Source organism: Allostreptomyces psammosilenae (assembly GCF_013407765.1).
GTDB classification, from domain to species: Bacteria; Actinomycetota; Actinomycetes; order Streptomycetales; family Streptomycetaceae; genus Allostreptomyces; species Allostreptomyces psammosilenae.
This window is the reverse complement of record NZ_JACBZD010000001.1, coordinates 2,092,317-2,118,761: the sequence shown is the minus strand read 5'-3', so window position 1 is coordinate 2,118,761 and position 26,445 is coordinate 2,092,317. Positions and strand designations below refer to the sequence as shown.

26 protein-coding genes are annotated in these 26,445 nt (G+C 74.4%); 10 read left to right on the top strand and 16 right to left on the bottom strand.

Annotation, left to right across the window (positions count from 1 at the left end; all coding sequences use genetic code 11):
• Nucleotides 1-125 precede the first annotated feature (125 nt).
• Nucleotides 126-1,064, bottom strand: a complete 939-nt coding sequence (locus FHU37_RS08590; protein ID WP_179813621.1) for a LysR family transcriptional regulator — start codon at nt 1,062-1,064, stop codon at nt 126-128.
• A gap of 71 nt (nt 1,065-1,135) precedes the next feature.
• Between FHU37_RS08590 and FHU37_RS08585 the strand changes: the two genes are divergently transcribed.
• Nucleotides 1,136-2,041: a dihydrodipicolinate synthase family protein gene (locus FHU37_RS08585; protein ID WP_179813620.1), complete on the top strand. Its 906-nt coding sequence runs from the start codon at nt 1,136-1,138 to the stop codon at nt 2,039-2,041.
• A 366-nt stretch (nt 2,042-2,407) separates the two neighbouring features.
• Here FHU37_RS08585 and FHU37_RS08580 read toward each other — a convergent pair whose 3' ends face one another.
• The gene (locus tag FHU37_RS08580) at nt 2,408-3,265 is read right to left on the bottom strand and encodes a LysR family transcriptional regulator (RefSeq protein ID WP_179813619.1); all 858 of its coding nucleotides are present in this window, start codon (nt 3,263-3,265) and stop codon (nt 2,408-2,410) included.
• A 70-nt stretch (nt 3,266-3,335) separates the two neighbouring features.
• Between FHU37_RS08580 and FHU37_RS08575 the strand changes: the two genes are divergently transcribed.
• Nucleotides 3,336-4,067, top strand: coding sequence for an SDR family oxidoreductase (locus FHU37_RS08575; RefSeq protein ID WP_179813618.1), 732 nt, complete (start codon nt 3,336-3,338; stop codon nt 4,065-4,067).
• A 150-nt stretch (nt 4,068-4,217) separates the two neighbouring features.
• Here the strand turns inward: FHU37_RS08575 and FHU37_RS08570 are convergent, their stop codons facing one another.
• From FHU37_RS08570 to FHU37_RS08555, 4 genes are all read right to left on the bottom strand, one after another.
• Nucleotides 4,218-4,559 carry a helix-turn-helix domain-containing protein gene (locus tag FHU37_RS08570; RefSeq protein WP_376773911.1) on the bottom strand — a complete coding sequence of 114 codons (342 nt, stop codon included), beginning with the start codon at nt 4,557-4,559 and terminating at the stop codon, nt 4,218-4,220.
• A 614-nt stretch (nt 4,560-5,173) separates the two neighbouring features.
• Entirely contained in the window at nt 5,174-6,061 is an 888-nt protein-coding gene (locus FHU37_RS08565) for an ATP-grasp domain-containing protein (protein ID WP_179813616.1), read from the bottom strand.
• Nucleotides 6,062-6,122: 61 nt separating this feature from the next.
• Nucleotides 6,123-6,344, bottom strand: a complete 222-nt coding sequence (locus FHU37_RS08560; protein WP_179813615.1) for a hypothetical protein — start codon at nt 6,342-6,344, stop codon at nt 6,123-6,125.
• Nucleotides 6,345-6,493: 149 nt separating this feature from the next.
• Complete coding sequence (locus FHU37_RS08555; protein WP_179813614.1) at nt 6,494-7,159, bottom strand: response regulator; 666 nt, start codon at nt 7,157-7,159, stop codon at nt 6,494-6,496.
• Between the two features lie 266 nt (nt 7,160-7,425).
• On the opposite strand from FHU37_RS08555, the gene FHU37_RS08550 reads away from it, so the two are divergent.
• Complete coding sequence (locus tag FHU37_RS08550) at nt 7,426-9,522, top strand: sensor histidine kinase (protein WP_179813613.1); 2,097 nt, start codon at nt 7,426-7,428, stop codon at nt 9,520-9,522.
• Between the two features lie 28 nt (nt 9,523-9,550).
• On the opposite strand, the gene FHU37_RS08545 is transcribed toward FHU37_RS08550, so the two are convergent.
• A complete protein-coding gene (locus tag FHU37_RS08545) occupies nt 9,551-9,811 on the bottom strand; it encodes a hypothetical protein (protein ID WP_179813612.1) in 261 nt (86 codons plus the stop codon).
• Nucleotides 9,812-10,156: 345 nt separating this feature from the next.
• Between FHU37_RS08545 and FHU37_RS08540 the strand changes: the two genes are divergently transcribed.
• Both FHU37_RS08540 and FHU37_RS08535 read left to right on the top strand, forming a co-directional pair.
• On the top strand, nt 10,157-10,672 hold the full coding sequence (locus FHU37_RS08540) for a GNAT family N-acetyltransferase (protein ID WP_179813611.1): 516 nt from the start codon (nt 10,157-10,159) through the stop codon (nt 10,670-10,672).
• 126 nt (nt 10,673-10,798) lie between these two features.
• A complete protein-coding gene (locus FHU37_RS08535; protein WP_179813610.1) occupies nt 10,799-11,896 on the top strand; it encodes an LLM class flavin-dependent oxidoreductase in 1,098 nt (365 codons plus the stop codon).
• Here FHU37_RS08535 and FHU37_RS08530 read toward each other — a convergent pair.
• A complete protein-coding gene (locus tag FHU37_RS08530; protein ID WP_179813609.1) occupies nt 11,832-12,695 on the bottom strand; it encodes an alpha/beta fold hydrolase in 864 nt (287 codons plus the stop codon). The genes FHU37_RS08535 and FHU37_RS08530 overlap by 65 nt on opposite strands.
• Before the next feature lie 118 nt (nt 12,696-12,813).
• On the opposite strand from FHU37_RS08530, the gene FHU37_RS08525 reads away from it, so the two are divergent.
• The gene (locus tag FHU37_RS08525; RefSeq protein WP_179813608.1) at nt 12,814-13,575 is read left to right on the top strand and encodes a CmcI family methyltransferase; all 762 of its coding nucleotides are present in this window, start codon (nt 12,814-12,816) and stop codon (nt 13,573-13,575) included.
• Nucleotides 13,576-13,638: 63 nt separating this feature from the next.
• On the opposite strand, the gene FHU37_RS08520 is transcribed toward FHU37_RS08525, so the two are convergent.
• Entirely contained in the window at nt 13,639-14,925 is a 1,287-nt protein-coding gene (locus FHU37_RS08520) for an FAD-dependent oxidoreductase (RefSeq protein WP_179813607.1), read from the bottom strand.
• A 242-nt stretch (nt 14,926-15,167) separates the two neighbouring features.
• Between FHU37_RS08520 and FHU37_RS08515 the strand changes: the two genes are divergently transcribed.
• Nucleotides 15,168-16,448 (top strand): geranylgeranyl reductase family protein, encoded by a 1,281-nt coding sequence (locus FHU37_RS08515; RefSeq protein ID WP_179813606.1) that lies wholly within the window; start codon nt 15,168-15,170, stop codon nt 16,446-16,448.
• 56 nt (nt 16,449-16,504) lie between these two features.
• Nucleotides 16,505-17,356 (top strand): GNAT family N-acetyltransferase, encoded by an 852-nt coding sequence (locus tag FHU37_RS08510; protein ID WP_376773910.1) that lies wholly within the window; start codon nt 16,505-16,507, stop codon nt 17,354-17,356.
• A 71-nt stretch (nt 17,357-17,427) separates the two neighbouring features.
• Here the strand turns inward: FHU37_RS08510 and FHU37_RS08505 are convergent, their stop codons facing one another.
• Nucleotides 17,428-18,102 (bottom strand): UdgX family uracil-DNA binding protein, encoded by a 675-nt coding sequence (locus tag FHU37_RS08505; protein ID WP_179813604.1) that lies wholly within the window; start codon nt 18,100-18,102, stop codon nt 17,428-17,430.
• 141 nt (nt 18,103-18,243) lie between these two features.
• Between FHU37_RS08505 and FHU37_RS08500 the strand changes: the two genes are divergently transcribed.
• Nucleotides 18,244-20,622, top strand: coding sequence for a DUF8508 domain-containing protein (locus FHU37_RS08500; RefSeq protein WP_179813603.1), 2,379 nt, complete (start codon nt 18,244-18,246; stop codon nt 20,620-20,622).
• 272 nt (nt 20,623-20,894) lie between these two features.
• Complete coding sequence (locus FHU37_RS08495; RefSeq protein ID WP_179813602.1) at nt 20,895-21,815, top strand: AEC family transporter; 921 nt, start codon at nt 20,895-20,897, stop codon at nt 21,813-21,815.
• Between the two features lie 39 nt (nt 21,816-21,854).
• Here the strand turns inward: FHU37_RS08495 and aroQ are convergent, their stop codons facing one another.
• The 6 genes from aroQ to FHU37_RS08470 all read right to left on the bottom strand — a co-directional run bounded on the left by aroQ (nt 21,855) and on the right by FHU37_RS08470 (nt 26,403).
• Entirely contained in the window at nt 21,855-22,337 is a 483-nt protein-coding gene (aroQ, locus tag FHU37_RS08490; RefSeq protein WP_179813601.1) for a type II 3-dehydroquinate dehydratase, read from the bottom strand.
• 95 nt (nt 22,338-22,432) lie between these two features.
• Entirely contained in the window at nt 22,433-22,807 is a 375-nt protein-coding gene (locus FHU37_RS08485; RefSeq protein WP_179813600.1) for an Hsp15 family ribosome-associated heat shock protein, read from the bottom strand.
• Between the two features lie 68 nt (nt 22,808-22,875).
• Nucleotides 22,876-23,856: a helix-turn-helix domain-containing protein gene (locus tag FHU37_RS29230; protein WP_179813599.1), complete on the bottom strand. Its 981-nt coding sequence runs from the start codon at nt 23,854-23,856 to the stop codon at nt 22,876-22,878.
• Nucleotides 23,857-23,906: 50 nt separating this feature from the next.
• Nucleotides 23,907-24,860, bottom strand: a complete 954-nt coding sequence (locus FHU37_RS08475; protein ID WP_179813598.1) for a polysaccharide deacetylase family protein — start codon at nt 24,858-24,860, stop codon at nt 23,907-23,909.
• Nucleotides 24,845-24,976 (bottom strand): hypothetical protein, encoded by a 132-nt coding sequence (locus FHU37_RS28910; RefSeq protein WP_281394618.1) that lies wholly within the window; start codon nt 24,974-24,976, stop codon nt 24,845-24,847. The genes FHU37_RS08475 and FHU37_RS28910 overlap by 16 nt, the downstream gene beginning before the upstream one ends.
• Nucleotides 24,955-26,403: a glycosyltransferase family 2 protein gene (locus FHU37_RS08470; RefSeq protein ID WP_179813597.1), complete on the bottom strand. Its 1,449-nt coding sequence runs from the start codon at nt 26,401-26,403 to the stop codon at nt 24,955-24,957. The genes FHU37_RS28910 and FHU37_RS08470 overlap by 22 nt, the downstream gene beginning before the upstream one ends.
• Nucleotides 26,404-26,445 lie beyond the last annotated feature (42 nt).

The window sequence follows — 26,445 nt, the reverse complement described above, 5'->3', positions numbered from 1 at the left end:
CCCGACCGAGGGTTGCCGGCGCTGCCGCCCGCGGTCGGCCGCTGCCGCCCCTTGTTGCCGGGCATGCCCTGACGCCTGGCACCAGGGATGCCGCCGAAGCCAGGAGCGTACCGCCTGGCGGGGCGTCACCCTCCGGTGGCCGCGCGCAGCGAGCCGGCGAAGGCGGCCACCGCGGGGTGGGCGCCGGCACCCCGCCGGAAGGCGATCCTCGTCCGGCGGCGCATGGCAAGCCGGGTCAGGACGACGCCGGGAGGCGGGTCCCCGGCGCCCAGCTCCGGGATCAGGGCCACCCCCTGGCCGATCGTGACCAGGGCGAGCACGGTGGAGAAGTCGTCGATGTGGTGCCGGACCCGGGGCGAGAAACCGGCGGCCTGGCACGCCCGCGTGGCCATGGCGTGGCACATCGTGCCCGGCATGGCGAGGATCCAGGGGGCCTCGCTCCAGCGCCCGACCGGATCCTGATCCTGACCTTGATCCTGATCCGGGCCGCCGGCGCCGCCGGCCTTCCCGCCGCCCCAGGAGTCCGGGGGCGAGGCCGGCGAGGCCAGGTACATCGGCTCCTCCAGCAGCGGCTCGGTGTCCAGACCGGCATCGGAGGCGGACGGGACGAAGTCGTAGTCGTGGACCAGGGCGACGTCCAGCTCACCCGCCCGGAGCGCGTCGGCCACTCCTGCCGGGTCGATCTCCGCCACCATCGGCTCCAGACGCGGGTGCTCCCGGGCGAGGAGGGCGAGCGCGGCGGGGATGATCACCCGCCCGGCCGAGGGGAACGTGCCGATGCGCAGGGGGCCGGCCAGGCCGCGCCGGGCGTCCGCCAACTCCGCCGCCGCCCGTTCCAGGCGCTCCAGCACCGCCTCCGCGTGCTCCACCAACTGATGACCCGCCGGGGTCAGCGTCACCCGGCGGCCGGTCCGCTCCAGGAGGGGGACCCCGGCCTCTCGTTCCAGCACCGCCAACTGCTGCGACACCGCCGAGGGGGTGAAGGCCAGGGCCTCGGCCACGGCGGCGATCGTGCCGCGGTGGGCCAGTTCCCGCAGCAGGCGCAGACGTCGTACATCGAGCATCACCTCAGCTTACGGATCGGTCAAGAAAAGCGAACTGGACCTGAACGATTCCGCCGCGTCAGGCTGCCCCCATGGCACACGCACACGGCACACCGCTGGGGGGCGTTCACGTCCCCCTCGTCACCCCCTTCACCGCCGACGGCGGAGTCGCCCTGGACGCCCTCGAGGGGCTGGCCCACCGGGTCATCGACGACGGCGCCGCGGGGTTGGTGGCACTCGGCACCACCGCGGAGGCCGCGACCCTCGACGCCGACGAGAAGAGGGCCGTCGTGGACCTGTGCGCAACGGTGTGCCGGGAACGCTCGGTGGCGCTCGTCGTGGGGACCGGCTCCAACGACACCCGGCACACCCTCGAAGCGCTCCGGGAACTGACCCGGTGGCCGGGGGCGACCGCCGCGCTCGTCCCCGTGCCCTACTTCACCCGCCCCTCCGAGGCCGGCGTGGTCGCGCACTTCACGCGACTCGCCGCCGAGACCCCGCTGCCCCTGGTCGTCTACAACATCCCCCATCGCACCGGCCGGACGCTCGCGGCGCCCGCCCTGCGGGAACTCGCGGCCCTGCCCGCCATCATCGGCGTCAAGCACGCCGTGGCCGGAGTCGACGAGGACACCCTCGATCTGCTCGGCAGCCCGATCGACGGCTTCGCCGTGCTGGCCGGGGACGACCTGTTCGCCTCCCCGATGCTCGCGCTCGGGGCCGCCGGCGGCATCCTGGCCACCGCTCAGCTGGCCCCCCGCCACTTCGTCACGCTGGAATCCGCCTGGCGCGCCGGCGACGTGCCCCGGGCCCGCCCCCTGGGGCACTCACTCGCCGCTCTGGCCGCCGCCGCCTTCGCCGAACCCAACCCCACCGTGCTCAAGGGCGTCCTCCACGCACGCGGCCAGATCCCCACGCCCACCGTCCGCCTGCCCCTGCTCCCCGCCCACCCCGAATCCGTCGAGGCGGCGCTCCGGCGGCTCGAGGAACTCGACAGCTGACCGGCACCACCCTCCACAGCCCTCCGGGCCCTGCCCCCCCGATCTCCCTCCCCCTCCCCCTCTCCCTCCCTCCGATCTCCCTCCCCCTCGGCCCCTCCACCCCGGCCATCCCCCGCCCCCAGGTGTCCCCTTGGCCATCACCCACGCCCGGCCGTCCCCTACCCCCTGCCGTCCCTTCGTCCTCGGCCTCCCTACCAATCCCGCTAGTGGCTTGGCTCGGATTGTCGACCGCGTAATCGGTTCGCCGTCCGGTGCCCGTCATTCTGCCTCCAGGTGTGATCTCGACGGTGGTCGTGAGGGCGTCCTGGAGTGTTCGCACGCCTGCGAGCATGGGCGAGGGCGCCCCACCCCGCGTGTCTCCCCGCTCTACCCGCCGTGGCCCGTCGCCTTGCCCGCCACGGCGGCGGCCGCGCGGACGAAGGCGGCCAGGGCTGGGGAGGTGGCGTGCTCGGGCCAGGCGAGGACGAGCGTGGTGGGCTCGGCATCATCGACTGGGACAGCGACCAGGTCGTCGCGGAGCTGGTCGCGGATGGAGGAGGGGAGGACGGCGACCATGCGGCGCAAGGCGATGAGGTGGAGAAGCTGCCCAAGGTCGTGGACCTCGGGTCCGTGTGAGCCACCCTCAGATGCGCCCGGCCAGCGCGGCAAGGGCTCCCCGGCGAGGTCGTTCAGGCAGACCCGGGTACGGCCCGCGAGGCGATGCGAACTCGGCATCACGAGAAGTTGAGTCTCGGTCAGCAGGTCCTGGGTGTCCAGGCCGGTGAGGTCGTGGCGGGGGCGGTGAAGCAGGGCGGCGTCGGCACGACCCTCCCGCAGGAGGATCTCACGCTCGCCGAAGCTGCACACCAGGTCGACCGGCAGCGCACCCGGCTCAGCCTGATAGGCGTCGAGGATCGCGGGCAGCAGGCCACCGTCGCCGCCCGGCTTGATTGCCAGGACCAGACGCGGGTCGGCGCGGCCGGCCCGCCGGGTGCGGCGCGCCGCGGCCGACGCGGCGTCGAGCACCGTACGGCTCTCGCGGAGCAGGACGGCCCCCGCCTCGGTCAGTGCGACCCGGCGACTGCCACGTTCCAACAGGGCTACGCCCAGCCGTCGTTCGAGCTGCTGAATGGCGCGGGAGAGCGGCGGTTGGGTCATCCCTAACCGGGCGGCCGCCCGACCGAAGTGCAGTTCTTCGGCGACAGCGGTGAAGTAGACGAGCTCGCGGACCTCCAGTCTTTCCATACCCGCACGGTATCGCTGCATACCTGGTCGGTGTTGGAACTCCCGGCCGCCCCCGTGGTCGACTGAACGCATGACAGAAACCACGACTGCCCTGGTCACCGGTGCCAACAAGGGCATCGGGCGCGAGGTCGCAGCCCAGCTCGCCTCGCTCGGCACGAACGTCCTGCTGGCCTCGCGCGACCCGCACCGCGGTGCGGCAGCCGCAGCCGACCTGGGCCCGCGGGTGTACCCGGTCACCCTGGACGTCACCGACCGCGCCAGCGTCCTATCCGCCGCCCGCTGGATCGAGGAGCGCTTTGGCCGGCTGGACATCCTGGTCAACAACGCCGGCATCTCTGGCGACCTCGCCGCCCAGAGCCCTGGCAGTGTCGAACTGCCCGTTGTACGCGAGGTGTTCGAGACCAACGTGTTCGGCGTGATCAGCGTGACCACCACGATGCTGCCGCTGCTCGCCCGCTCCCCCGCCGCCCGGATCGTCAATGTCAGCAGTGGACTGGGCTCCATCGCCCGGATGACCGATCCCGAGGACTACTTCACAACCCGGCCCCCATTGGCCGCGTACGTCCCGTCCAAGACCGCACTCAACTCGCTGACCGTGCAGTACGCCAAGGAACTGCGCAGCCGCAACATCCTGGTCAACGCCGCCGATCCGGGGCCGTGTGCGACCGACCTCACCACCGCGTTCCCCGGCCTCACCCGCACCGCGGCCGACGGCGCGGCCGTGGTCGTCCGGCTCGCCACACTGCCCGATGACGGCCCGACCGGCGGCTTCTTCGACGAGCACGGCCCGGTTCCCTGGTGAGCTGCCTGTCAGGGAACCGAGGGACGGGGTGGTGGGGTCAGCCCGGACGGGATGGGCGAGCCGGGGACCGCGCCGGCGCCCGACGGGCCGCAGCGCCCGGGTTACCCGCCGGACCGCCCCGGCAACAGCCGACGGAAGGGTAGTGGACCGTCAGGCAGCCTTGGCCGGGTACTCGGTCCAGGTGCGCACGTAGGCGCCGATGGCGGCGTTCTGTGCGCCATGGCTGCGGTGGTCGGTGCCGTTGAGGGCGAAGTAGCGCAGGGGGGCCAGGTGTTCGGCGAGCTTGGTCAGGCTCCAGGTGGAGAACGCGGAGATCTTCCAGTCGGCGGGGTCGGCGGGGAACGTCCGGGCGATCAGGCAGATGTGCTCACGCACCTGGCTGCTGATCATCCTGGGGCGACCCCCGCTCCATTTTCGGTCCAGCGCCTCGAACCCCTGCTCGTTATGGCAAAGGATCTCGCGGTTGGCGGAGTCGGAGGAGGAACGAGGCACGGTGGACCGTGGTGGGTCAGCCTGCCGCGGGACCTGCCGAGCGCCTGGCCGATCTGCGCGCGTTCCGGAGCTTCCAGTCCGTCCCACGCCGGTGCTCCTCCCACGGGCACCGGTACCGGCGCTGGCAGCAGCGGCGCTGTCCGCTCCCAGGCCGCCTCAGCCCTCACGGCCCATCCCAACATCAATCGTGGGAGGCGTCCTGGCCCGGGACTGGGGAAGGGATCGGCACGAAGTGGCTCAGCCGATACGTGGTTGGCTGCGCCAGGCGTCCACAGAAGGTGTCCAGTCGCACCGCACTCCAGTCGATCTGAGTGTCCGACGCTTTGAGGCGGTGGATGTACGCGCGCCACTCCGGTTCGTCCTGGGTCTCGAAGAGCACCTCCCAGCGACCCATGTCAGGCGCGAAGCGAGCAGCCGCCCGCCGCGCGTCGTCCTGCGCTCGGCGTCTCCTCTTGCCCTGTCCTGGCATTCGCCCAGCATCGCTGGCCTCCATCGTCAATGCAACACCACCCCCCGGACGCTCGTGATCGTTCGTCGGACAGGGATCAGTGCCGCGTCCGCCTCGGCGGACGCCCGGCGGGCAGGGCGTCGACTAGCCCGCACCCGCACCGCTGCTAACCCCTGCCACCGGACAGCAGGGCCTCCATCAGTGCGGACGGATCCATCCGCCTGGGGAGGTCGCTGACCTGGCCGTCTCCTACCTCCACCACCCGCCATTCCCCGTCGGTACGTGCCACCAGGTCGGTGGTCACGAAGCGGCACCCCAATCGCCGTACCACCGGCCGTACCCGTTCCAGCTCGGGCCGGGGCGCTTCCCCGGAGGTGTCCGGATGGGGTCCGACCACCACCGGCTCACCATCCACCCACCACACCCGTGCCTCCGGCGCCCCGCCGCCACCCGCGCCGGCGAAGCGTTCGAACGCGCGCACCACGATGCCACCCGCGAGCGCGTCTCCCTGGAGTTCCACGAAGCGCGCGACAACCCGCCGCAAGCCGGCCGTGTCGGTCACCTCGGGAACGAAGCAGGCGTCGTCCCACTCGTGCTTGCGTGACTTCACGTAATCCTTGACCACCGCCGGACCGGCTCCCAACGGCGCCACGAGCGCGGCCAACTCGCCAGGTGACGGGACGACCCCCGGCGCGGAGGGCGTCCACACGCTGAGCGGGGTCAGCTCCTCGAACACCCGGTACCACCCGGGCAACTCATGGGCGGTGCGGTACCGCTCCGGGCTCACCAGCAGGCGGCACCCCCGATCCCGCAGGGCCACGGCCAGCGCATCGTACTGGGCGGCCGACACCATCCAGCCGCGATACCAGGCGCTGCCCAGCCCGATCGGCACCCCCTCTACCGCGCGTTCCACCTCCCCGCGGACCAGCGCGTCATGGTCGATCCTGGCCACCACGCCGCCGAGCCGGCGAACCGACTCCGCCTCCGCCGCGAAGTGCGGATCCACCCGACGCGGACGCAGCGGATCACCGCAATACAGCACAGCCGTCCCCATGGGGCCACCCTATGAACCCGCGGCTGCGCACGGGGGGTCGGCCCGCGGGGCGTCGGCCGCGCTACCCGCCGCCGGTCGGTGGGAGCCCTTCGGCGAGCGGGGAGGACGAGCAGGCGGCTTCGGCCGCCTCGGAGAAGTCCTCGGCGAGCAGGCAGGCCGCCGCATCCTCCGGAGCGCCGGCCGGGGGATCGGTGGCGTCACCCACCGCCTGCAGGGCGAGCAGGGCGGCTCCCACGGCGACGGCGAGGGCGGTGAGCCTGGTGCGGGGGCGGTAGACGTACATCGAGGGCACTCCAATCCGGACGGCGGCCGCGCCGTGGGCGGCCGGACGATCTCTCCTGAAGAACCATCGCCCATCGGGTGTCCCAGGCGCATGGGGCCACGGACCCGTCGTGGTCCCATCCCGCCCCACGCCCGCCGGTGCCGGACGGCTCAGGGCGATGGGGCGCCCAGTCCCGCGTCCCGGGCCCGGGCCACGGCCTCCGCCCGGCAGGTCACCTGCAGCTTGTCGAAGATGTGCCCGACGTGGTTGCGGACGGTCTTCTCCGCGACCACCAGTTCCCGGGCGATCCGGCGGTTGTCCAGGCCGCGGGCGACCAGGTTCAGCACCTCGCGCTCCCGGGCGGTCAGCATCGGCAGCGCCACCGGGCGCTCGCCCGGCGCCGGGGCGGTCAGCAGGTCGGCGATGCGCCGGGCGACCTCGGGGCCGAAGACCGCGCCGCCGGCCGCCACCGTGCGCACCGCGTGCAGGACCGTGTCCCGCGCCGAGCCCTTGACCAGGTATCCGTGCGCCCCCGCGCGCAGCGCGGCCAGCAGGCTGTCGTCGTCGCCGGACATCGTGAGCATCAGCACCGGCGGCGCCGGGGGGTTCGCCGCCAGCTGCCGGGTCGCCTCGATCCCCGAGGCGTCCGGCAGGGCGAGGTCCATGATCACCAGGTCGGGGCGGTGCTCGGCGACCGCGAGCGGCACGCCGCCGGCGGTGTCCACCTCGGCGACCACCCGGATGTCGTCGGTGCTGTCCAGGGCGCCGCGCAGGCCGGATCGGAACAGCGGGTGGTCGTCGACCACCAGGACGCGCAGCGGAGCGTGGTTGTCCATGATCCGGATACTATACGCGAGCATTCGAGCACGGAGCGAAGTTGCTTGATCCAACCGTCGGTGCCCGGGACGACCGTCCTACGCCCGAGCGCGCCGGGCACCCACGGCGGGACACGATCGGGGCCGTGGCCCCATGCGCCCGGGACGTCGTGCGGCCGACCATTGAGCCGCGGCCGAAGACCGGCCGCCCGCCCAGAGCGCGACCGCCGCCGTCACCGCACCCGCACCGCACCCGCAACCGCACCGCACAGCAGGAGCCCGAACAGATGAGCACTGGTCAGACGGCCGCACCCCGGCGTGACCTCGTCGGGGCGAAGACGCTGGCCGGCCTGTCGGTGGCGGGCCTGTTCGCCTGGAGCCTGCCGCTGATGCGCCGCGGCCCGTCGGCCCCGGCCCTGCCCGAGGTGCTGGACCAGGCCACCGGGATGACCGTCGGCCTCGCGCTGACCACGGCCGGGCTCCTGATCATCGCGCACGCCTCCGGCCGGACCGTCGGCTGGTTGCTGATGCTCTCCGGGGTGTCGATGATCGTGCCGCAGAGCGCCACGGCCGTCGCCGCGACCCTGCCCGACGGGCGGGGCGCCCCGGCCGTGGTGCTGGCCGGCGTGGTGGTCGGCAACACCGTCCACGTGACGGCGCTGAACACCCTTCCGCTGCTGCTCACCGACGGCCGGCTGCCGCACCGGCGGTGGCGCTGGTACGTCGGTGCGGTGGCCGTCTGGGCGCTGGTGCAGGCGTACGTCGCGCTGGCGCGCGTCCCCGTCTTCGACGGCATCGACAACCCGTGGAGCCGCGGCGCCGCCGGCCGACTCGGCCGGGAACTCCACGCCGTGCTGGGCGCGGCCATCGACCTCAGCGCCGCGCCCCTCATCGCGCTGGCCCTGGCCGTCCTCGCGCTGCGCTGGCGGCGGGTGCGCGGCTCCCACCGGGTGCGCGTGAAGGCCCTGCTGGTGCCCTACCTGCTGTGGGTCGCCGCCCTGATGATCGACTACCACCAGCGGCTCACCGGATGGTCCCAGCTCGCGGTCCTCGGCGGCGCCGCCCTGCTGTGGCCGATCGCGGTGGGATACCTCTTCGCCAAGGACCAGGTGCGCGGGGTCCACCACGCCCTCAGCCGGCTGACCACCGCCTTCGTGCTGGTGGTCGGGGTCTTCGCGCTCTACGCCGTCGGCCTCGGCGCGCTCTCCCTGCTGGATCCGGCCTTCGCCAGCCCGGGCGCCGCCGGGCTCGCCGCCGTCTCCCTGCTGCTCGGCGCGGCGCTGCGCACCACCACGGCGGAGACGGCGCGTGCCGTCGACCGGGTGTACCACGGTGGACGCACCGGCGCCTACCACGTCGTCAGGGACCTCGCCGAACGGCTCAGTCACGCCGTGCCGCCACACGAGGCGCCCACCGTGCTCTGCGAGACGGTGGTCGACGACCTCGAACTCCCCGGCGCCCGGGTGGAGGTGGACACCCACAACGGCCTGCGCGAGCTCGCCCGCCACGGCACGTGCTCGGAGCCCACCCGCTGCTTCGACCTGGTCTACGACGGCACGGTCATCGGGCGGCTGCTGGTCTCCTGCCGGAACGGCCAGCGGACCATCGAGGAGTCGGACAGCGAACTGCTGCACTTCCTGGCCGACCAGGTGGCGCCGGCCATCGCCTCGGCCCGCCTGTACGAGGACCTCCAGGCGAGCCGGGAACGCATCGTCATCGCCAGGGAGGAGGAACGCCGCAGGCTGCGGCGCGACATCCACGACGGGCTCGGCCCCGCGCTCTCCGGGCTGCGGCTGCAACTCGACACCGCCCGGGCGATCCTGCCGCCCGACGACCCGACCGCCGGCCTGCTGGGCCAGGCCTCCGCGGACCTCGCCCGGGTGATCAGCGAGGCGCGGGCGATCACGGACGACCTGGTGCCGGCCGCCCTGGGGGACATCGGCCTCAGCGACGCGGTGCGTCGCCTCGCTGACCGGCTCGGCCTGTGCACGCCGAGCGTCACCGTCAGCCTGACCCCCGACCCGCTCCCGCCGATGCCGGCCGCGGTGGAGGTGGCGGCGTACCGGATCACCGCGGAGGCCCTCAACAACGTGGTGCGGCACGCGCGGGCCACCCACGCCGAGGTGCGGCTGCTGGCCCTCCCCGACCACCTGATGGTGGAGGTCACCGACGACGGCGTGGGGCTGCCGAAGACGCGTGCCGGCGGGGGAGTGGGCCTGACCTCGATGGCGGAACGGGCGGAGGAGATCGGCGGCCGCTGCTACATCGCCGGCACGGCCACCGGGACGCGGGTGCACGCCGTGGTGCCGCGGCGGGTGGTGCCCCGGCAGTACCGCCCCGGCGCGGCCCGCCGCACCCCCCAGGAGCCCGCGGCCGACACCTGATCGGCTCCGGTGGGCGGGCGGCGAGGAATCACGGCCGGTGCGGGCACACCGGGCACGGGGCCCGACTCCTCGACGACTCCTCCGACGCCGCCTCCTCCGACGCCGCCTCCTCCTCCGCCGGATTCACTGCCGTCGTCTCCTCCGCGACCGACCTCGTCGCGGCGGAGGCGCCCCGGACGACGGAGCTGACCGAGGTGACCGGCGGCGCGTCGACCGCCCAGGTGGGCGACGCGGCCCACACCGCCCCGCCCGCCAGCACCACCGCGAGGGCGCCGAACGCGCCCCTCACCCGCGCCGAACGCCTCCTCGCCGAACGCCTGAGCCCTGGCGGCATCCGCATCCCGACCACCTCCACGGACCGCGCTGCGCGTACTCGTCCGGGTGCAGACAGTAACAGAAGGAGTGTGGGTGCCACCGCTCAATCGGCCGTTCCGGCACCCGGCGCGAGGACTCCGCTCGCGCGCACCAGCGCGTCGGCCGCCACCCGTCCGACCCCCGGTGGTCGACCCTCGTCGGGACGGTGCTCGTGGTCGGGACGGTGCTCGTGGTCGGGGTGGTGTCGATCGGGAACGGTTCGGTGCCGGCCGCGCTCCCGCCCTTCCGCACGGGAGCGCCGGGAGGCTATGAAGTCCCCATGAGGATCCGTACCGGGGGCGTGGACGACGTCCCGGCCGTGCTGGCGATGCTGGACGGCGCGGTGGCCTGGCTCGCCGCGCGGGGACGCACCGGCCAGTGGGGCAGCGAGCCGTGGTCGGCCCGGCCGGCCGCCGTCCGACGCGTCGAGGAACGGGCCCGCGGCTGCCTGCTGCGGGTCGCGGAGATCGACGGTGCGCCGGCCGGCGCCTGCTTCCTCTCCGACACGCCGTCGGACTACGTGCCGCCCGCCGACCGCCCCGAACTGTTCGTCAACCTGCTGGTCACGGACCGCCGCCACAGCGGGCGCGGCGTGGGGGCGGCGCTGGTTCGGGACGCCCGGGAGGAGGCCGTGCGGCGCGGCGTGGACCTGCTGCGGGTGGACTGCTACGCGGGGGGCGACGGCCGCCTCGTCCAGCACTACCGCGACCTCGGCTTCACCCCCGTGGAGCGGTTCACCGTCACCCTGCCCGACGGCACCGACTGGCCGGGGCAACTGCTGGGCATGGCGCCCTGACCGGCCGCCCGGGGGAGCGGGCGGGCGAGGCCGTGGGATGGGCGAGGCCCATGAGGCGGGCGAGGTCCGTCAGGCCGGCGGAGGCCGGCGCGGGAATCCTGGGCGGCCCGGGGCGTTGAAGTGGGGGTGACCTCCGCGATACCGCCGATACCGTTCTCCGTCCTGGACCGCTCCCGCACCCGGCGGGGCGAGGACGGCCCGCAGGCGCTGCGCGAGACCCTGCGGTTCGCCCAGCAGATCGAGGAGCTCGGCTTCCACCGGTTCTGGGTCTCCGAGCACCACAGTGTGCCCGGGGTCGCCGGCTCGGCGCCCACCGTGCTGGCGGCCGCCGTGGCCGCGGGCACCTCGCGCATCCGGGTCGGCACCGGGGGCGTGATGCTCCCCAACCACCAGTCGCTGGTGGTCGCCGAGCAGTTCGGGGTGCTGGAGTCGCTCTTCCCGGGGCGCATCGACATGGGGCTCGGCCGCTCGGTGGGTTTCACCGACGGCATCCGGCGCGCCCTCGGCCGCGACAAGGACGCCGCCGAGGACTTCGGCCGTCAGCTGGCGCAACTGCTCGGGTACTTCGCCGGGGACCAGCAGGACCATCCGGACGTCCACGCCCGCCCTGCCGAGGGGCTGCGCGTTCCGGCGTTCGTGCTGGCCACCGGCTCCGGGGCGGAGATCGCCGCCGCGTTCGGACTGCCGCTGGTGATCGGCGGCGTCCGCGGCGAGGAGCGGATGCTGCGCGCGATCGACGACTACCGGGCGCGGTTCACGCCCTCACGCTGGTCCGAGCGGCCCTATGTGGTGGTCTCCGGCACGGTCGCGGTGGCCGAGACCACCGAGCGCGCCCGGCAGCTGCTCGTCCCCGAGGCGTGGTCGACGGCCTACTCCCGGACGCACGGGGTGTTCCCGCCGCTGGAGCCGGCCGAGGAGATCCTGTCCCGCCGGATGACCGCGCGGGAGCGCGACCACTTCGACCAGGCCATGCGGGGGCACGTCCACGGCACCGCCGGGGAGGTGTCGGACGCGCTCGGCGCCCTGCTGGAACGCACCGCTGCCGACGAGGTGCTGGTCACCACCAGCACCTTCGACCGCGCCGAGCAACTCGAGACCTACCGCGAACTGGCCGCGCTCGCCGGGCTCGCCGGACCGTCCCGTCGCGGCACGGTCCCGGTCACGGCTCCGGCAGGAAGCCGTCCAGGTGGTCCAGCAGCGCCCGCGGGCGCTCCTCGGCGATGAAGTGACCGCAGCGGGGGATCTCCGCGCCGGTGACGTGTTCGGCGTACTCCTTCCAGATCTCCAGGGTGGGCAGGCGGGCCGGCAGACCGACCGATCCCCACAGGGCCAGGACGGGTGCGGTGACGCGGCGGCCGGCCTGTGCGTCCGCCTCGTCGTGGGAGAGGTCCACCTCCTGGGCGCGGTAGTCGTCGAGGCTCGCGCGGAGCGCGCCCGGGCGGGAGAAGGCGCGCACGTAGGCGTCCACGGCCTCCGGCTCCAGGCCGTGCCGGTCGTACGTCCAGCGTTCGAAGAAGTACTCGAGGTATCCCCGCACGTCCGGCCCGATCAGCCGCTCGGGCAGGTCGGGTTGCAGGTGGAACAGCCAGTGCCAGTACCCGGCGGCCACCGACGCGTCCAGCCGGCGGAACATCTCCCGGGTCGGCACGACGTCCAGCACGGCCAGCCGCTCCACCTGCTCGGGGTGGTCGAGCGCCCAGCGGTGGCCCACCCGGGCCCCGCGGTCGTGCCCGATCACGCTGGCCCGTTCGAAGCCCAGCTCCCGGACCAGTCCCGCCATGTCGGCGGCCATCCGGCGCTTGTCGTACCCGCCGGTCGGCTTGTCGCTGAGGCCGTATCCCCGCAGGTCCGGCGCGACCACGGTGTAGCGGGTGGCGAGTTCGCCCCAGATCTTCCGCCAGCACAGGCGGGTCTGCGGCCAGCCGTGCAGCAGCACGACCAGCGGCCCCGTCCCGGCCTGGGTGTAGTGCAGCCGCACGCCGTCGACCCACGCCACGCCCTCGGTCGGCGCTGGTGCGTTCATGCCTGATCAGCCTCCCATTCGACGCCGCGGACGCCACCGGAGCGGTCGCGCCGGGGCCAATCATCCGCCGAAGTGCCCGGGCGGGCATCCCGCACGGACGAGTGGGCATGATCCGGCCATGTCGAACCCGCACCCGCACCCGGTGACCGCCCCGCCCCCGGCCCCGAGTGAGCAGGACCTGCTGCCGCCGAAGGTCGACGTCGACGTCCACGCCCCACTCCTGACCTACTGGCGGCAGCGTGAGCGCCAGCACCTGCGCGACGTCTACGCCGGCGTCCGCATCAAGAAGTTCCCCGAGGACCTGCGCGTGTTCGAGCACGTGCTGTGGCTCTCGCGCACCGACGTGGTGGTGGAGCTCGGCACCCACCTGGGCGGATCGGCGCTGTGGTTCCGCGACCGGCTGCGCACCCAGGCCGCCTACGGGCGCACCTCGGTGCCCGTCCAGGTGATCTCGGTCGACCTGGCGCAGGAACGCGCGGCCGCGATCCTGGCCGAGGCCGACCCGGACTACGCCCGCGAGATCACCCTGGTCGAGGGCGACGTCGGCGATCCCGCGCTGGCCGAGCGCGTCCGGGCCATGATCCCGCCGGGCGCGCGGTGCCTCGTCGTGGAGGACACCCTGCACGAGTACCCGACGACCCTCGCCGCCCTCGACCACTTCGCCGACCTGGTGCCCGAGGGCGGGTTCTTCGTGGTCGAGGACGGCATCGTGGACGACCCCGAACTGCGGCCGCCCGGCATGCCCGGCGGGGTGGTGCCGGCGGTGCGGGACTGGCTCGCCGGGCCGCGCGGCGCCGCCTTCCGCATGCGGCGCGACCTGGAGCGCTACGGGCTCACCTCGCACCCGTACGGCTGGTTGCAGCGGGTCGCGGCGGCGTGACCGGCGGGCCGGCCCGGGGCGTGGCGCACCGTCCGGCCCGGGCCGGCCCGCCACCGGGCCCGCTCAGGGGGTCGCCGGCCACCCCGTGGTGGCCGGCGCCGGGCGCTCGGGTGTGTGGACGTGCTCCGGCAGGATGCCGTACCACATGATCCGCATCATGGCCTGGGAGAGCGCCCGCCGCAGCGCGGCGTTGCCCAGGAACGCGGGCACCCGCGGCGGTTCGGAGTCCCCGAGCACGCGCCCGATGAGCTGCCGCTGCACCAGCACCTGCACCGTCTGGGTGCCCGCCGTCGGGAACCGGCGGCGGCGCCGAACCCGCTGCACCAGGCGGGGGTTGAGGGTGCGCCGGAACCGGTCGGGGTCGGCCTGCGCCCGGTACAGCGGGTCGGCCAGGAGGTTGGCCGTGGCCACCGCGTCCTGGACGGCGAGGTTGATGCCGACCCCGGCCACCGGCGACATGGTGTGCGCGGCGTCCCCGATGGCCAGGAAGCCTGGGCGGTCCCAGGAGCTCAGCCGGTTCACCCCGACCTCCAGGAACTTCACCCGCTCCCAGGTGTCGATCTCCCCGATCCGGTCGGTCAGGGCGGGCAGCAGCCGCGCCAGCCGCTCCCGGAAACGCTCCAGGCCCTGCGCCCGGACGGTGCCCCAGGTACCCTTGGGGATCAGGAAGGCGATCTGCCAGTAGTCGTGCCGGTCGATCGCGGCCACCATGGAACCCGGCCCGACGTGCCCCAGGAGCCCTTCCCCGTCCTCGGGCCTGCGCGAGATCCGCAACCACAGCACGTCCATCGGCGCCCCGAGCTCCCTGGGCACCAGGCCGGCGGCGGAGCGCAGATCGGAGTGGCGGCCGTCGGCGGCGACGGTGAGGACCGCGCGGAGCTCGTGCTCGCCCGTCCGGTCGCGGTAGCGCAGGCCCCGCACCGCCCCGTGCTCCTCGATGAGGCCGACCGACTCCGCCTCCATCAGCAGGTGGAACCCGGGGTGGCGCCGGGCGTGCTCGACCAGCAGGGTGAGGAAGTCCCACTGGGGGACCATCGCGACGTGCCGGTACTTCCAGCGCCCCGGGACGCGCCGCAGGTCGGCGTCGATGAGCTCCCGGCCGTCCGCCAGGATCCGCAGGGTGGCCAGCTTGCTGTGCGGGATCCGCTCCAGCGCGTCCACCATGCCCAGCTCGTCCAGCACCTGCAGGGTGGAGGGGTGCACGGTGTCGCCGCGGAAGTCGCGCAGGAAGTCCCCGTGCTTCTCCAGCACCGTCACGTCGATCCCGGCCCTGGCCAGCAGCAGCCCCAGCATCATCCCCGCCGGCCCTCCGCCGGAGATGGCGCAGGTCGTGGCCCCGGTCTCGGTCATGGCACCCTCCTCGGGCTCGCGCGCGGTGGTCGGGACGGCCCCGGCCCCACCGCTGGACGCTTTCCACCCGCCGCCGCGGCTACTCGGGGACACCCGGACCACCGGACCACCGCCGGACCCGGCCGAGGCCGGCCCCGGGCAGGACATCGTCGTACCAATATGAGGATTCCGGTCCGAGGGGTGCGCCCCGCCGCATCACGGTATGAACGAGACACGGGCCAACCGACCGGAGAGGGGCACCCGTGTCGCAGCGAGCCGATGTCATCGTGGTGGGTGCCGGGCCGGGCGGCTCGTGCGCCGCCTACCATCTGGCCCGTCAGGGGCTGGACGTGCTGCTGCTGGAGAAGTCGGAGCTGCCCCGGGAGAAGGTGTGCGGCGACGGCCTGAGTCCGCGGGCCGTGCGGCAACTCGTCCGGATGGGCGTCGACCTGGCCGCGCCGGGCTGGTCGCGCAACCGGGGCGTGCGGTTCGTCGCGGGTGACGCCCGGTTGGAGGTCGCCTGGCCCGGCCTGGCGTCGCTCCCCGACTACGGTCTCACCCGCACCCGGCGCGACTTCGACGACCTCCTCGCCCGGCGGGCCGCCGGCGCCGGGGCGCGGCTGCGGACCCGCACCAGGGTCACCGCGCCGCTGCTGGACCGCGCCGGGCGGGTCGCCGGCGTGCACGCCGAGGTCGGTCCGGAGCGCACCCCGGCGACCTACCGCGCCCCCCTGGTGGTCGCCGCGGACGGCGTCTCCGCCCGGCTCGCCCTGGCCCTGGACGTCACCCGGCGCACCGATCGGCCGATGGGCGTGGCCGTGCGCCGCTACTACCGCAGCCCGGCCCGCCACGCCGACGACCACCTGGAGATCTGGTTCGACCTGCGCCTGCGCGACGGCCGGCCGCTCCCCGGGTACGCCTGGGTCTTCGGCATCGGCGACGGCCGGGTCAACGTGGGCCTGGGGTCCGTCGACGAGGCGGGTGCCGGCCGCCTCGACCACCGGCGGCTGCTGCGGGAGTGGCTCGCCACCACCCCGGTCGCCTGGGGGCTGCGGGAGGAGACGGGGGCCGACGGAGCCGTCCGGGGCGCCGCGCTCCCGATGGGTTTCAGCCGCGTGCCGCACTACACGCGCGGTCTGATGCTGGTCGGGGACAGCGGCGGCATGGTGAACCCGTGCAACGGCGAGGGCATCGCCTACGCTATGGAGGCGGGCGAACTCGCGGCCGACATCGCCGCCCAGGCGCTGGCGCGGCCCGAGGGGCCGCGGCGCGAACGCGCCCTGCGGCTGTACCCGGCGGAGCTGACCCACCGGCACGGCGCCTACTACCGGGTGGGCAGCGCCTTCGCGGGGCTGATGACCCGGCCGTTCTTCCCCAAGCTCCTGCACCGGGCCGGCATGCGCTCGCCCGCCACCATGCGCCTGCTGGTCAGGCTGCTGTCCAACGTGTACGACCGGCCCGGCCGGGACGCCACCGACCACGCCATCGAGGCCCTGCTGCGGTTGGTGCCGTCCGGGGCGCCCGGGCGTCGGCGGAGCGGGTGACGCGCCCGGACGATTTTCGGTGGTGGCGGCCGACCCGGGGCTGCTTGGATGCCCGGGTGACTTCCGTGGATCATGACGAACGCCTCGCCCCGCTGCTGGAACGCCTCGAGGACTACTACGACGCGGCGCCGCGCCGCGCCGCCCGCGCCGAGGACTTCGGGGCGCTGACCCTGTTCGTCCGCGAGGGCGCCGGCTGGCCCTTCTACGCCCGTCCGAGCCGGGGGCGGGCCGGTGCGGCGACCGCGGCCGACGTGCGGCGGGTGCGCGACCGGCAGCGGGAACTCGGCGTCCCCGAGGCGTTCGAGTGGGTCGCCGAGAGCAGCCCCGGGCTGCGCGCGGCGGTCGAGGAGGCCGGGCTCGTGGTGCACGAGCACCCGCTGATGGTGCTCGACCCGGACGCGCCCACCCCGAGCGCGGCCGCCCCGGGCGTGGACCCGGGGGTGTCGGTGCGCACGCTGGGCCCGGACGACCCGGCGCTGCCGGGCGCGCTGGCCGTTCCGTACCTGGCCTTCGCCGAGCCCGGAACGGCGGTCGGCACCGCCGGCGCCGAGGGACTCGCGGAGGCGGTGCGGGCGGGGGCCGCCGACGGTTCGACCCGGGCGGCGGTGGAGCGCGTGCGGGCCGGGCTGACCGTGGTCGCGGCCGCCCTCCAGGACGGCACCGCGCTCTGCGCCGGTCAGCACCAGCCGGTCGGGGAGGTCAGTGAGATCGTCGGCGTCGGCACGCTGCCGGCCGCGCGCCGCCGCGGGCTCGGGCTCGCGGTCACCGCGGCGCTGGTGGCCGACGCGCGCTCCCGGGGCGTGGGGACGGTCTTCCTGTCGGCCGGTGACGAGGACGTCGCCAGGATCTACGGACGGCTCGGCTTCCGGCGCGTCGCCACCGCGCTGATCGCCGAGCCCGCCCGGTGACGCCCGCCCGGTGACGCCCGCCCGCCTGGTCGGCGGCGCGGCGGTCGTCGCGGGCGGACCCGCCGCGGGAGTCAGGGGGCGCGCAGCGCGCCGGCGACCACCCGCAGGTCGGAGACCAGGCCCGCGTAGACGGCGTCGCGGTCGTCGGCGCGCAGTACGGCGGAGGGGTGGATGGTGGCCACGCAGACCACGTCGGTGGGCTCCCGCGCGCCGTCGAGCGGCGCCAGCGGCAGGGGGGTGCCGCGTTCCCTGGTCACCCGGAAGTCCGGGCCGAGCAGCGACTTCCCGGCCGTGGCGCCGAGCGCCACCACCACCTCGGGGGCGATCAGCCGCAGCTCCTCGGCCAGCCACGGGCGGCAGGCGGCCATCTCGCGCAGGCTCGGCGCCTTGTGGATGCGCCGCTTCCCCCGCCCCTGCTGGACGAACTTGAAGTGCTTGACCGCGTTGGTGATGTAGGAGTCGTCGGGGTCGATCCCGGCCTCCTCCAGCGCGCGGGTCAGCACCCGTCCGGCCGGCCCCACGAAGGGCAGGCCGCGCCGGTCCTCCACGTCCCCGGGCTGCTCCCCGACCAGCACCACCCGGGCCGAGGGGTTCCCGGCCCCGAACACGGTCTGGGTGGCCTCCCGGTACAGCGGACACCCGTGGCAGCCGGCGGCCGCCTCGCGCAGCTCGCCGAGATCGGCCTCCGCGGGGACGAACGGACGCGCGTCGTAGCCCGCGCCGCCGTCCTCGCCGCCTCGTTCCATCGTGGCCTCCAGGTTCGCCGGTCCCGCCCCACGCAGCGGGTACCAGCCTGTTAATCAGATATTCACGCGCATCCGGGTGTGTGGCGGCTTCTACGCGAGTAGAACACCGGCGTCCAGGTCATTCCTCCCCTTGGAGCGACAATGATCCGCAGTTCCGGAGCGCACGGCAGACGGGCCGCCTCGGCCCTCCTCGGCGCGGCGATCGCGGCCGGCGCCCTCGTGGCCCTCCCCCTGCCCACCGCCACCGCCGTCTCCCCGGACGTCGTGGTCAGCCAGGTCTACGGCGGGGGCGGGAACACCGGCGCCACCTACCGGGCCGACTACATCGAGCTGTACAACCGCGGCACCACCACGGTCTCGCTGTCCGGCTGGTCGGTCCAGTACGCCTCGGCCACCGGGTCGAGCTGGCAGAAGACCGACCTGTCCGGATCGCTCGCCCCCGGCCGGTACCTCCTGGTCGGCCAGGCGTCCGGCGGCAGCACCGGCCAGGCGCTCCCCACTCCCGACCTCACCGGCACGATCAACCTCAGCGCCACCACCGGCAAGGTCGCCCTGCGGACCAGCACCACGCCGCTCACCTGCTCCACCGGCTGCGCCACGGCCAGCGGCGTGCGCGACTTCGTCGGCTACGGCAGCACCGCCTCCTCCTACGAGGGGACGGGGGCCGCTCCCGCGCCGTCCAACACCACCGCCGTGCTGCGCGCCGCCGGCGGTGCCACCGACACCGACGGCAACTCCGCGGACTTCGCCGTGGCGGCCCCGCAGCCGCGCAACTCCTCCTCCAGCGGCGGCGGCGGTGGCACCGGCACCCGGATCCGCGACATCCAGGGCGCCGCGCACCGCTCCCCGCGCACCGGCCAGCAGGTGTCGGCGGTCCCCGGCGTGGTGACCGCCGTGGGCACCACCGGCTTCTGGATGCAGGACCCCGCCCCCGACGCCAACCCGGCCACCAGCGAGGGCATCTACGTGTACACCTCCACGGCCCCGGGCCGCCGGGTGGGCGACTCGGTCACCGTCACCGGCACCGTCGGCGAGTTCCGGCCCGGCGGCACCGGCGGCACGGACAACCTCACCACCACCCAGCTGACCTCCCCGCAGGTCACCGTGGTGGCCACCGGGGCGGCGCCGCCGGCGGCGACGGTGGTGGGCAGCGGCGGCCGGATTCCGCCGACCGCGGTGATCGACAACGACGCCACCGGGGACGTGGAGACCTCCGGCACCTTCGACGCCACCACCGACGGCATCGACTTCTGGGAGTCGATGGAGGGCATGCGCGTCCAGCTGAACGGCCCCGCCGTGGTCGGCCCGCGCAACGACTTCGGGGAGATCCCGGTCGTGTCCACGGGCAGCACCGTGCGCACCAACCGCGGCGGCATCGCCGTCCAGTCGGCGGACTTCAACCCCGAGCGGGTGCTGGTGGACGACGTCCTGGCGACCACCCCGGCCGCCGACGTCGGCGACACCCTCTCCGGCGCGGTGGTCGGCGTGCTGGACTACTCCTTCGGCAACTTCAAGCTGCTCCCCGGCACGGCGCCGACCGTGCTGGACGGCGGCCTCACCCCGGAGACCACGGCGGCCGCGTCCTCCGGCCAGCTCGCCGCGGCCACCTTCAACGTGGAGAACCTCGACCCGGCCGACCCGCAGTCGCGGTTCGACGCCCTGGCCGACACCATCGTCGGCAACCTGCGCTCACCGGACCTGATCGCCCTGGAGGAGGTCCAGGACAACGACGGGCCGACCAACAGCACCGTGGTCGCCGCCGACCAGACGCTGAACAAGCTCACCGCGGCGATCAGCGCGGCCGGCGGACCGGCCTACTCCTGGCGGCAGATCAACCCGGTGGACGACGCCGACGGCGGCGAGCCCGGCGGCAACATCCGGCTGGCCTTCCTCTACCGCACCGACCGGGGCCTGGCCTTCGTCGACCGTCCCGGCGGCACCGCCACCACGGCGACCACCGTGAACAACGTCGGCGGCCGGCCGCAGCTGAGCCACTCCCCGGGCCGGGTCGCCCCGACGAACGCGGCCTTCGCCGGCAGCCGCAAGCCGCTGGCCGGCGAGTTCACCTGGAACGGACGCACCCTGTTCGTGGTCGCCAACCACTTCAACTCCAAGGGCGGCGACGACCCGCTGTTCGGCCGCGTCCAGCCCCCGGTCCGCTCCTCGGAGACGCAGCGCCACCAGCAGGCCACTGCGGTGCGGGGCTTCGTCGACAGCGTGCGCGCCATCGACCCCGGCGCGGGCGTGATCGTCCTCGGCGACCTCAACGACTTCGAGTTCTCCCGGACCACGGACATCCTCACGGCCGGCGGCGCGCTCGTCGACCTCCCGGCGACGCTGCCCGCCGCCGAGCGCTACACCTACGTCTACGAGGGCAACTCGCAGGTGCTGGACCACATCCTGCTCTCCCCGTCGCTGGCCGCGACGGCGTACTCCTACGACGTGGTCCACGTCAACAGCGAGTTCACCACGCAGGTCAGCGACCACGACCCGCAGGTGGTGCGGATACCGCTGCCCTGACCGGGACGCCGGGGGCCGGGGCGACGCCGTCCGCGTCGCCCCGGCCCACCGCGCCGCGCCCCGCCGGCACCGGCTCCGCACCCGTGTGTGAGACTCGCGTCGAACGCCTGACCTCGCCTCGAACACCACCACGGACGCCCCACCCGCATGACGCACCCCCACCGAGACCCCACCGCCCGGCACGGCCTCCGCCGGCTTCTCCGCCGGCTCCGGCTCCGTCCCGCCGTCCGCCCACGCCCGCGAGCGGGCCGGCCCGGAAGGGCGGTGGCGGCGTGGGCGGCGTGATCACCGGCTTCGCCGTCATCGCCAGCGTCATCGGCTGCGGCTACCTGCTGGGTCGCTACCGGCTCCTCGGCGACGGCGGGCGGGAGGTCCTCACCAAGCTCGCGTTCCACGTCGCCAGCCCGGCGCTGCTGTTCGAGACCCTGGCGCGCTCCGACCTGTCCGTGCTGGTGTCCCCAGCCCTGCTGATCACGGCGCTCAGCTCCGTCGCCGTCGCGGGCGTCTTCGTCGCGGTGAGCGCGCTGCGCCGCTGGCCGGTGGGCTACTCGACGCTGGGGGCGCTGTGCGCCGGCTACGTGAACGCCGGGAACCTCGGCATCCCGATCGCCGCCTACGTCCTCGGGGACGCGTCCCTGGTGGCGCCGGTGCTGCTGTTCCAGCTCCTGGTCATGGCGCCGATCGCGCTCACCGTGCTGGACCTGTCCACCTCGGCCACCGGCACGACCCTCGCCCAGCGCCTGCTCACCCCCTTCCGCAACCCGGTGGTCGCCGGTTCGCTGGCCGGAGTCGCGGTGGCGGCGGCCGGCTGGACGGTGCCGCAACCGATCATGGAGCCGTTCGAGCTGGTGGGCGCCATGTCGGTGCCCGCCGTGCTGCTGGCCTTCGGGATATCGCTGCACGGGAGCGCCGCGCCGGCGCGCGGACCGGACCGGGTCCCGGTGCTGCTGTCCGTGGGCCTGAAGACCGTCGGCCAGCCGCTGGTGGCGTGGGGCCTCGGCACCATGGTGTTCGACCTGTCCCGGCGGAACCTGTTCGCCGTCGTGGTCACCTCGGCGCTCCCGGCGGCGCAGAACCTGTTCACCTACGCCTCCCGCTACCAGGTGGCGACGCGCCTGGCCCGCGAATCGATTCTGCTCTCCACCCTCCTCGCGGTGCCCGTGCTGCTGGTGGTCGCGGCGCTGCTGGGGTGACGCCCCGGTGGGCGCCGGCCCGCGCGGACCGGCGGTGGATCAGCCGGCGGCCGGGGTGGACCCGGTGGCCGGCACGAGGGCGGCGACCCGCTGCACCGCGAAGGCGTAGCCCTGGACCCCGCAGCCGGCGATGACCCCGTCGGCCCGCCGGGAGACGTAGGAGTGGTGCCGGAACGCCTCGCGCCGGTGGATGTTGGAGATGTGCACCTCGACCACCGGCAGGCCGTCGCACGCGTTGAGCGCGTCGAGCAGCGCGACGGAGGTGTGGGTGTAGGCCCCGGGGTTGATCACGATCCCGCAGTGGTTCAGCCGCGCCTCGTGGATCCAGTCGATGAGCCGGCCCTCGTGGTTGCTCTGCCGGCAGTCCACCGTGGCCTGGTGCGCCGCCGCCACCTCGGCGCACATGGCCTCGACGTCCGCCAGCGTGGCGGTGCCGTAGACGGCGGGCTCCCGCTGCCCGAGCAGGTTGAGGTTGGGGCCGTTCAGGACCATGATCGGCGCGGTGGCGACGGTGTGCGGCATGGGGGCCTTCCGGGGAATCGTGTCGGCGTGTCACGCGAGGTCTATCACGCCGGGCCCGGGTGGCTCGCGCCCGGAACCGGCGCGGCCCCGCCGGGTCACAGCCCGCGCAGCCGGTCCAGCTCCCGGCGCTCCCGCTTGGTCGGGCGGCCGGCGCCGCGTTCCCGCTGGGCCACCGGGAGCTCCTCGTGCGGCGCGGGCGGCGGTGGGCTGTTGTCCACGTACGCCTCCACGGCGACGGCCGCGCCCACCCGCTTGCGCACGATCCGCGAGACGACGACGATCCGTTCCCGGCCGGCGTGGCGCAGCCGCACCTGGTCGCCCACCCGGACCGGGTGGGCCGGCTTGACCCGCTCGCCGTTGACCCGCACGTGCCCGGCCCGGCAGGCCGCGGCGGCCAGTGAACGCGTCTTCACCAGCCGGACGGACCAGATCCAGCTGTCGACCCGCGCGGTCCCCTCCTCTTCTGCCATGGCGACGACTCTACGGGCTGGCGCGGGGGAGCGGCGGGGCGGGCCGGCCGGCGGCGGGTCCCGCGCGGTCAGCCGGCACCGGGCAGCGCGCGCTGCCGGTACTCCCGGGGCGTGACGCCGTAGCTCGTGGTGAAGGCGCGGGTGAAGACGGAGGGCTGGGTGAATCCCCAGCGCTCGGCGACCCGGTAGATGGGCACGGCGCGCAGGGCCGGGTCGGTGAGGTCGTGGCGCGCGCGTTCCAGGCGCTGCCCGCGGATCCAGGCGCCGACGGTGGTGTCCTGCGCCTGGAACAGGCGGTGCAGGTAGCTGACCGAGATGTGGTGCGCGGCCGCGATGTCGCCCGGGGTCAGTCCGGGGTCGTTCAGCCGGCCGCGGATGAAGGCCTGGATCCGCGCGGTCAGCTCGCGCCGACGGATCTCGGGGGTCAGCGACTCCTCGGCCTCCAGCAGGTGGCCGAAGAGGGCGCAGACCAGGTCGAGGACCACTGTTCCCAGGCGGGTGGCGTCCCCTGGCCGGTAGGAGTCCGTCTCGCTGGTCAGCTGGGTGAGGACGCTGGTCAGCAGGGCGGCGACGCCGTCTTTGGCGGGCAGGGGGCGGCCGAGGATCCGGTCCACCGTGTTCGCCGGCAGCGGCAGCAGGTTCTTCGGCAGCGCGACGCTCGCCACCCGCACCGGGCCGTGCGGGGCCTGGAACGCCGCGGCGTCGAGCCGGGAGAAGTCCTGGGCGAAGAGCTCTCCCACGCCGGCGGCGGCCTGGCTGCCGTCCCACTGGGTGAGCATCGTGCCGCGCAGCGGCAGCAGCAGCTGGTAGGCGTCCGGATCGTCGAGTCGCGGCGAGTTCGCGGCGCGCCGGATCCGCGCCGGGGTGAAGACCTTCATGCCCACCGCCACGCCGCCGAGGTTCAGGCCGCGTTCGTAGGCGTAGAAGTCGCCGGCGTGGTCGGTGCAGACCTCGAACTGGTGCGACTCGCCCCGGAAGCGCTCGCGGAAGTAGGCGAAGCGTTCCGCCGGGGGCACGTCGTCGGTCCGGAATATCGGGTCGATCGTCACTGCACTCCTCCGTCGTACCGGGGATGTCGATCGGTCTCACTGATGATGTATCAGTCTGTCCGTCGGGCGCCCGCGAGTTCCGCTCCCGACGCGGACGCCGTGGCGGGCACGGGACGCAGCGGCCCGCCGATCACGCCGTCCACGGTGGCGACCGTGGTGCCGGCGGCGGCGCGCGGCCGGAGCCAGTCCAGGAAGGCGTCGAACGTCTCCGGGGTGATCACCAGCGACTCCGAGCAGGCGTCGCAGACGTGGTGGAAGACGATCGGGACCCATCCGCCGCCGTTGCGCTCGGCCTGCAGCACGTACTCCTGCAGGGTCGCCAGGGTGGTCCGCTCGTCGGCGGAGTCGGGGGTGCGCACGCCGTACCGGTCCGGCGGAGGCACCGGCTCGGCGTGCCTGCACCCGGAGCAGCTTCCGGGGGAGACGATGCCGCCGATGTCCCGGGCGCTGTTGTACCCGCACCGCGCGACCTGGCGTCTCACCTCGGGTGAGTCGGCTCCGAAGGGATGGGCGAAGTTCCTCACCGGCAGGCCCAGGTCGAGCAGGGCGGCCCGGTCGTCGCAGATCTGGTGTCCGCGTTCCGCCTCGTCCAGCTCGGTCAGGCGCGCGTGGTCGGCGGTGTGGCCGCCGATCTCGTGTCCCTCCGCGGCCAGGGCGCGCAGTTGCGCGGCGGTGAGGTAGCCGGGCGCGCCGACGCGGCCGCTGTTGACGTAGAACGTGCCGGTCATGCCGTGCTCCCGCAGCGACGGCAGCACGTGGAGGTAGTGGTCCTCGCTGCCGTCGTCGAAGGTGAGGCTGACCACGGTGGGGCCGGTGGGGCCGTTGGGGCCGGGGTGGGTCCCGCCGGCCGCCGGCTGCGGGGCGAGCGCCGTGCCGGCGGTCGCGGCCAGGGCGAGCAGCAGGGACGCCGTCCGGACGGCCGGGCGGCGGGGGCGGCGCGCTCGTGCGGGGGGCGACGCGGTGCCCCGTTCCCCTCCACGGTGCGGGGTCACGGCAGGGGCCACGGCGACGACCACGAGCCCCGCAGGAGGACGAACAGGTACAGCGCGACGACGCCCGCGGCGAGCGCCCCGGTGGTCAGCGAGCGCGGCAGCCGGTTCAGGCGGCGCTCCTGGACCACACCCCGCGCCGGATCGTGACCAGGGCGTAGGGGAGCAGCCAGGCCAGCAGGGCCGCGGAGAGCAGGCTCATCAGCGGGCGGTAGCGCCACCGCGGCGATCCCGGGTTGTCGATCCTGAAGGCGAGTCCCCATACGATTCCCTTGAGTGCGATGCCGGACAGATACAGGGCGGTGAGCAGCCACAGGCCGTTCGCCGGGGCCCACAGCAGGTGCCGTGCCGCCATGAGGGGCGCGGCCAGTACCAGCAGCACGTGGCCGTAGAAGAGCGCGGCGGCGCCGAGTCCCCGGCGCCACATGAACCCTCCGGTGAAGAACAGGTTGCGGATGAAGCTCTTCTTCCACCGGACCTGCTGCCGCAGGAACGGTCGCAGGCGTGCCGGGACGGTCGTCCAGACCTTCGCCGACTCCACGTAGCCGGTGCGCCACGGCCGCGCCGGGTAGTCGGTCGCGGCCACGAACGGGGAGTCGGCGTGACGCCGCTTCAGGCGGTCGCCGACCCGGAACTGGCCGAGGACGTAGCCGGTGAGCTGGCGGTCGGTCGCGAAGCGGAACTCGCCGCCGAGGAAGCGGTCCTGGGCCCAGGCCGGCAGGTAGTTGTAGACGGCGTCCCGGCGGAAGACCGCCAGTGGGCCGGACAGGCAGGTGACCGAGCCGAGGACGTACTCCGCCGCCTTGGTGATCCGGAACTGCCCCTCGTACCAGACGTCCTGGGTGCGCGAGAGCACGCTGGCGTCGGCGTTCAGCGCCCGGGCGTGGCCGCTGACCGCCCCGAGTTCGGGGTGGCGCACCAGCGCGGTGACGCAGCGGGACAGGGCGTCGCGGGCCAGCACGCAGTCCGAGTCGGTGAAGGCCAGCACGTCTCCGTCGGCGTGCTCGGCCGCGCGCACCAGGGCGTGCTTCTTGCCCACGTTGCGGTCGAGGTACAGCACCTGGATGGGAAGTTCCGCGGCGAGCCGCCGCAGGACGCCCCGCGTGCCGTCGGTGGAAGCGTCGTCCACCACGATGATCTGGAGGTGGGGGTAGTCGCTGGCGGCCATGGACCGGACGCACGCCTCGATGCCGTCCCGTTCGTCCTTCACGGCCAGCAGGAAGCTGACGCGCGGTGCGGGCGGCAGGGGCGGGAAGGGATTCGCCGCGTCGCCCGGGGGACGGCGCGGCGGGCACACCGCCGGGTCCTCGTACCGGCAGTAGGCGATCAGCAGCAGGGCGACGGACGTCGACAGCACCAGGCAGCCGTATCCGCCGAGCAGGACCGGCGCCGCCGCCAGCCGGGGTGCCGCGGTCACCAGGATCAGCAGCAGCGGCAGTGAGACGAGTACCGGGGCGACCCACGGGGGTGCGCCGCGCACGGCGGCGCGGACGGCGTCGGTGGGCCGTGCCGTCGCGGCCGGGGGTCGCCGGACGACGGACGGGACGGAAGAGTGCATGCGGAGCCATCCCATGACCGGGTGGGGAATATGACGCGGCGA

Excerpts from the sequence above, each read along its gene's own strand:
- FHU37_RS08505 (WP_179813604.1), bottom strand. The coding sequence starts at position 18,102 with ATGGAACGAGGCGGCGAGGACGGCGGCGCGGGCTACGACGCGCGTCCG.
- FHU37_RS08550 (WP_179813613.1), top strand. The coding sequence starts at position 7,426 with ATGAGCACTGGTCAGACGGCCGCACCCCGGCGTGACCTCGTCGGGGCG.
- aroQ (WP_179813601.1), bottom strand. The coding sequence starts at position 22,337 with ATGCCGCACACCGTCGCCACCGCGCCGATCATGGTCCTGAACGGCCCC.
- FHU37_RS08565 (WP_179813616.1), bottom strand. The coding sequence starts at position 6,061 with ATGGGGACGGCTGTGCTGTATTGCGGTGATCCGCTGCGTCCGCGTCGG.
- FHU37_RS08555 (WP_179813614.1), bottom strand. The coding sequence starts at position 7,159 with ATGGACAACCACGCTCCGCTGCGCGTCCTGGTGGTCGACGACCACCCG.
- FHU37_RS08580 (WP_179813619.1), bottom strand. The coding sequence starts at position 3,265 with ATGGAAAGACTGGAGGTCCGCGAGCTCGTCTACTTCACCGCTGTCGCC.
- FHU37_RS08560 (WP_179813615.1), bottom strand. The coding sequence starts at position 6,344 with ATGTACGTCTACCGCCCCCGCACCAGGCTCACCGCCCTCGCCGTCGCC.
- FHU37_RS08540 (WP_179813611.1), top strand. The coding sequence starts at position 10,157 with ATGAGGATCCGTACCGGGGGCGTGGACGACGTCCCGGCCGTGCTGGCG.
- FHU37_RS08575 (WP_179813618.1), top strand. The coding sequence starts at position 3,336 with ATGACAGAAACCACGACTGCCCTGGTCACCGGTGCCAACAAGGGCATC.
- FHU37_RS08590 (WP_179813621.1), bottom strand. The coding sequence starts at position 1,064 with ATGCTCGATGTACGACGTCTGCGCCTGCTGCGGGAACTGGCCCACCGC.
- FHU37_RS08470 (WP_179813597.1), bottom strand. The coding sequence starts at position 26,403 with ATGCACTCTTCCGTCCCGTCCGTCGTCCGGCGACCCCCGGCCGCGACG.
- FHU37_RS08485 (WP_179813600.1), bottom strand. The coding sequence starts at position 22,807 with ATGGCAGAAGAGGAGGGGACCGCGCGGGTCGACAGCTGGATCTGGTCC.
- FHU37_RS08500 (WP_179813603.1), top strand. The coding sequence starts at position 18,244 with ATGATCCGCAGTTCCGGAGCGCACGGCAGACGGGCCGCCTCGGCCCTC.
- FHU37_RS08525 (WP_179813608.1), top strand. The coding sequence starts at position 12,814 with ATGTCGAACCCGCACCCGCACCCGGTGACCGCCCCGCCCCCGGCCCCG.
- FHU37_RS08520 (WP_179813607.1), bottom strand. The coding sequence starts at position 14,925 with ATGACCGAGACCGGGGCCACGACCTGCGCCATCTCCGGCGGAGGGCCG.
- FHU37_RS08585 (WP_179813620.1), top strand. The coding sequence starts at position 1,136 with ATGGCACACGCACACGGCACACCGCTGGGGGGCGTTCACGTCCCCCTC.
- FHU37_RS08530 (WP_179813609.1), bottom strand. The coding sequence starts at position 12,695 with ATGAACGCACCAGCGCCGACCGAGGGCGTGGCGTGGGTCGACGGCGTG.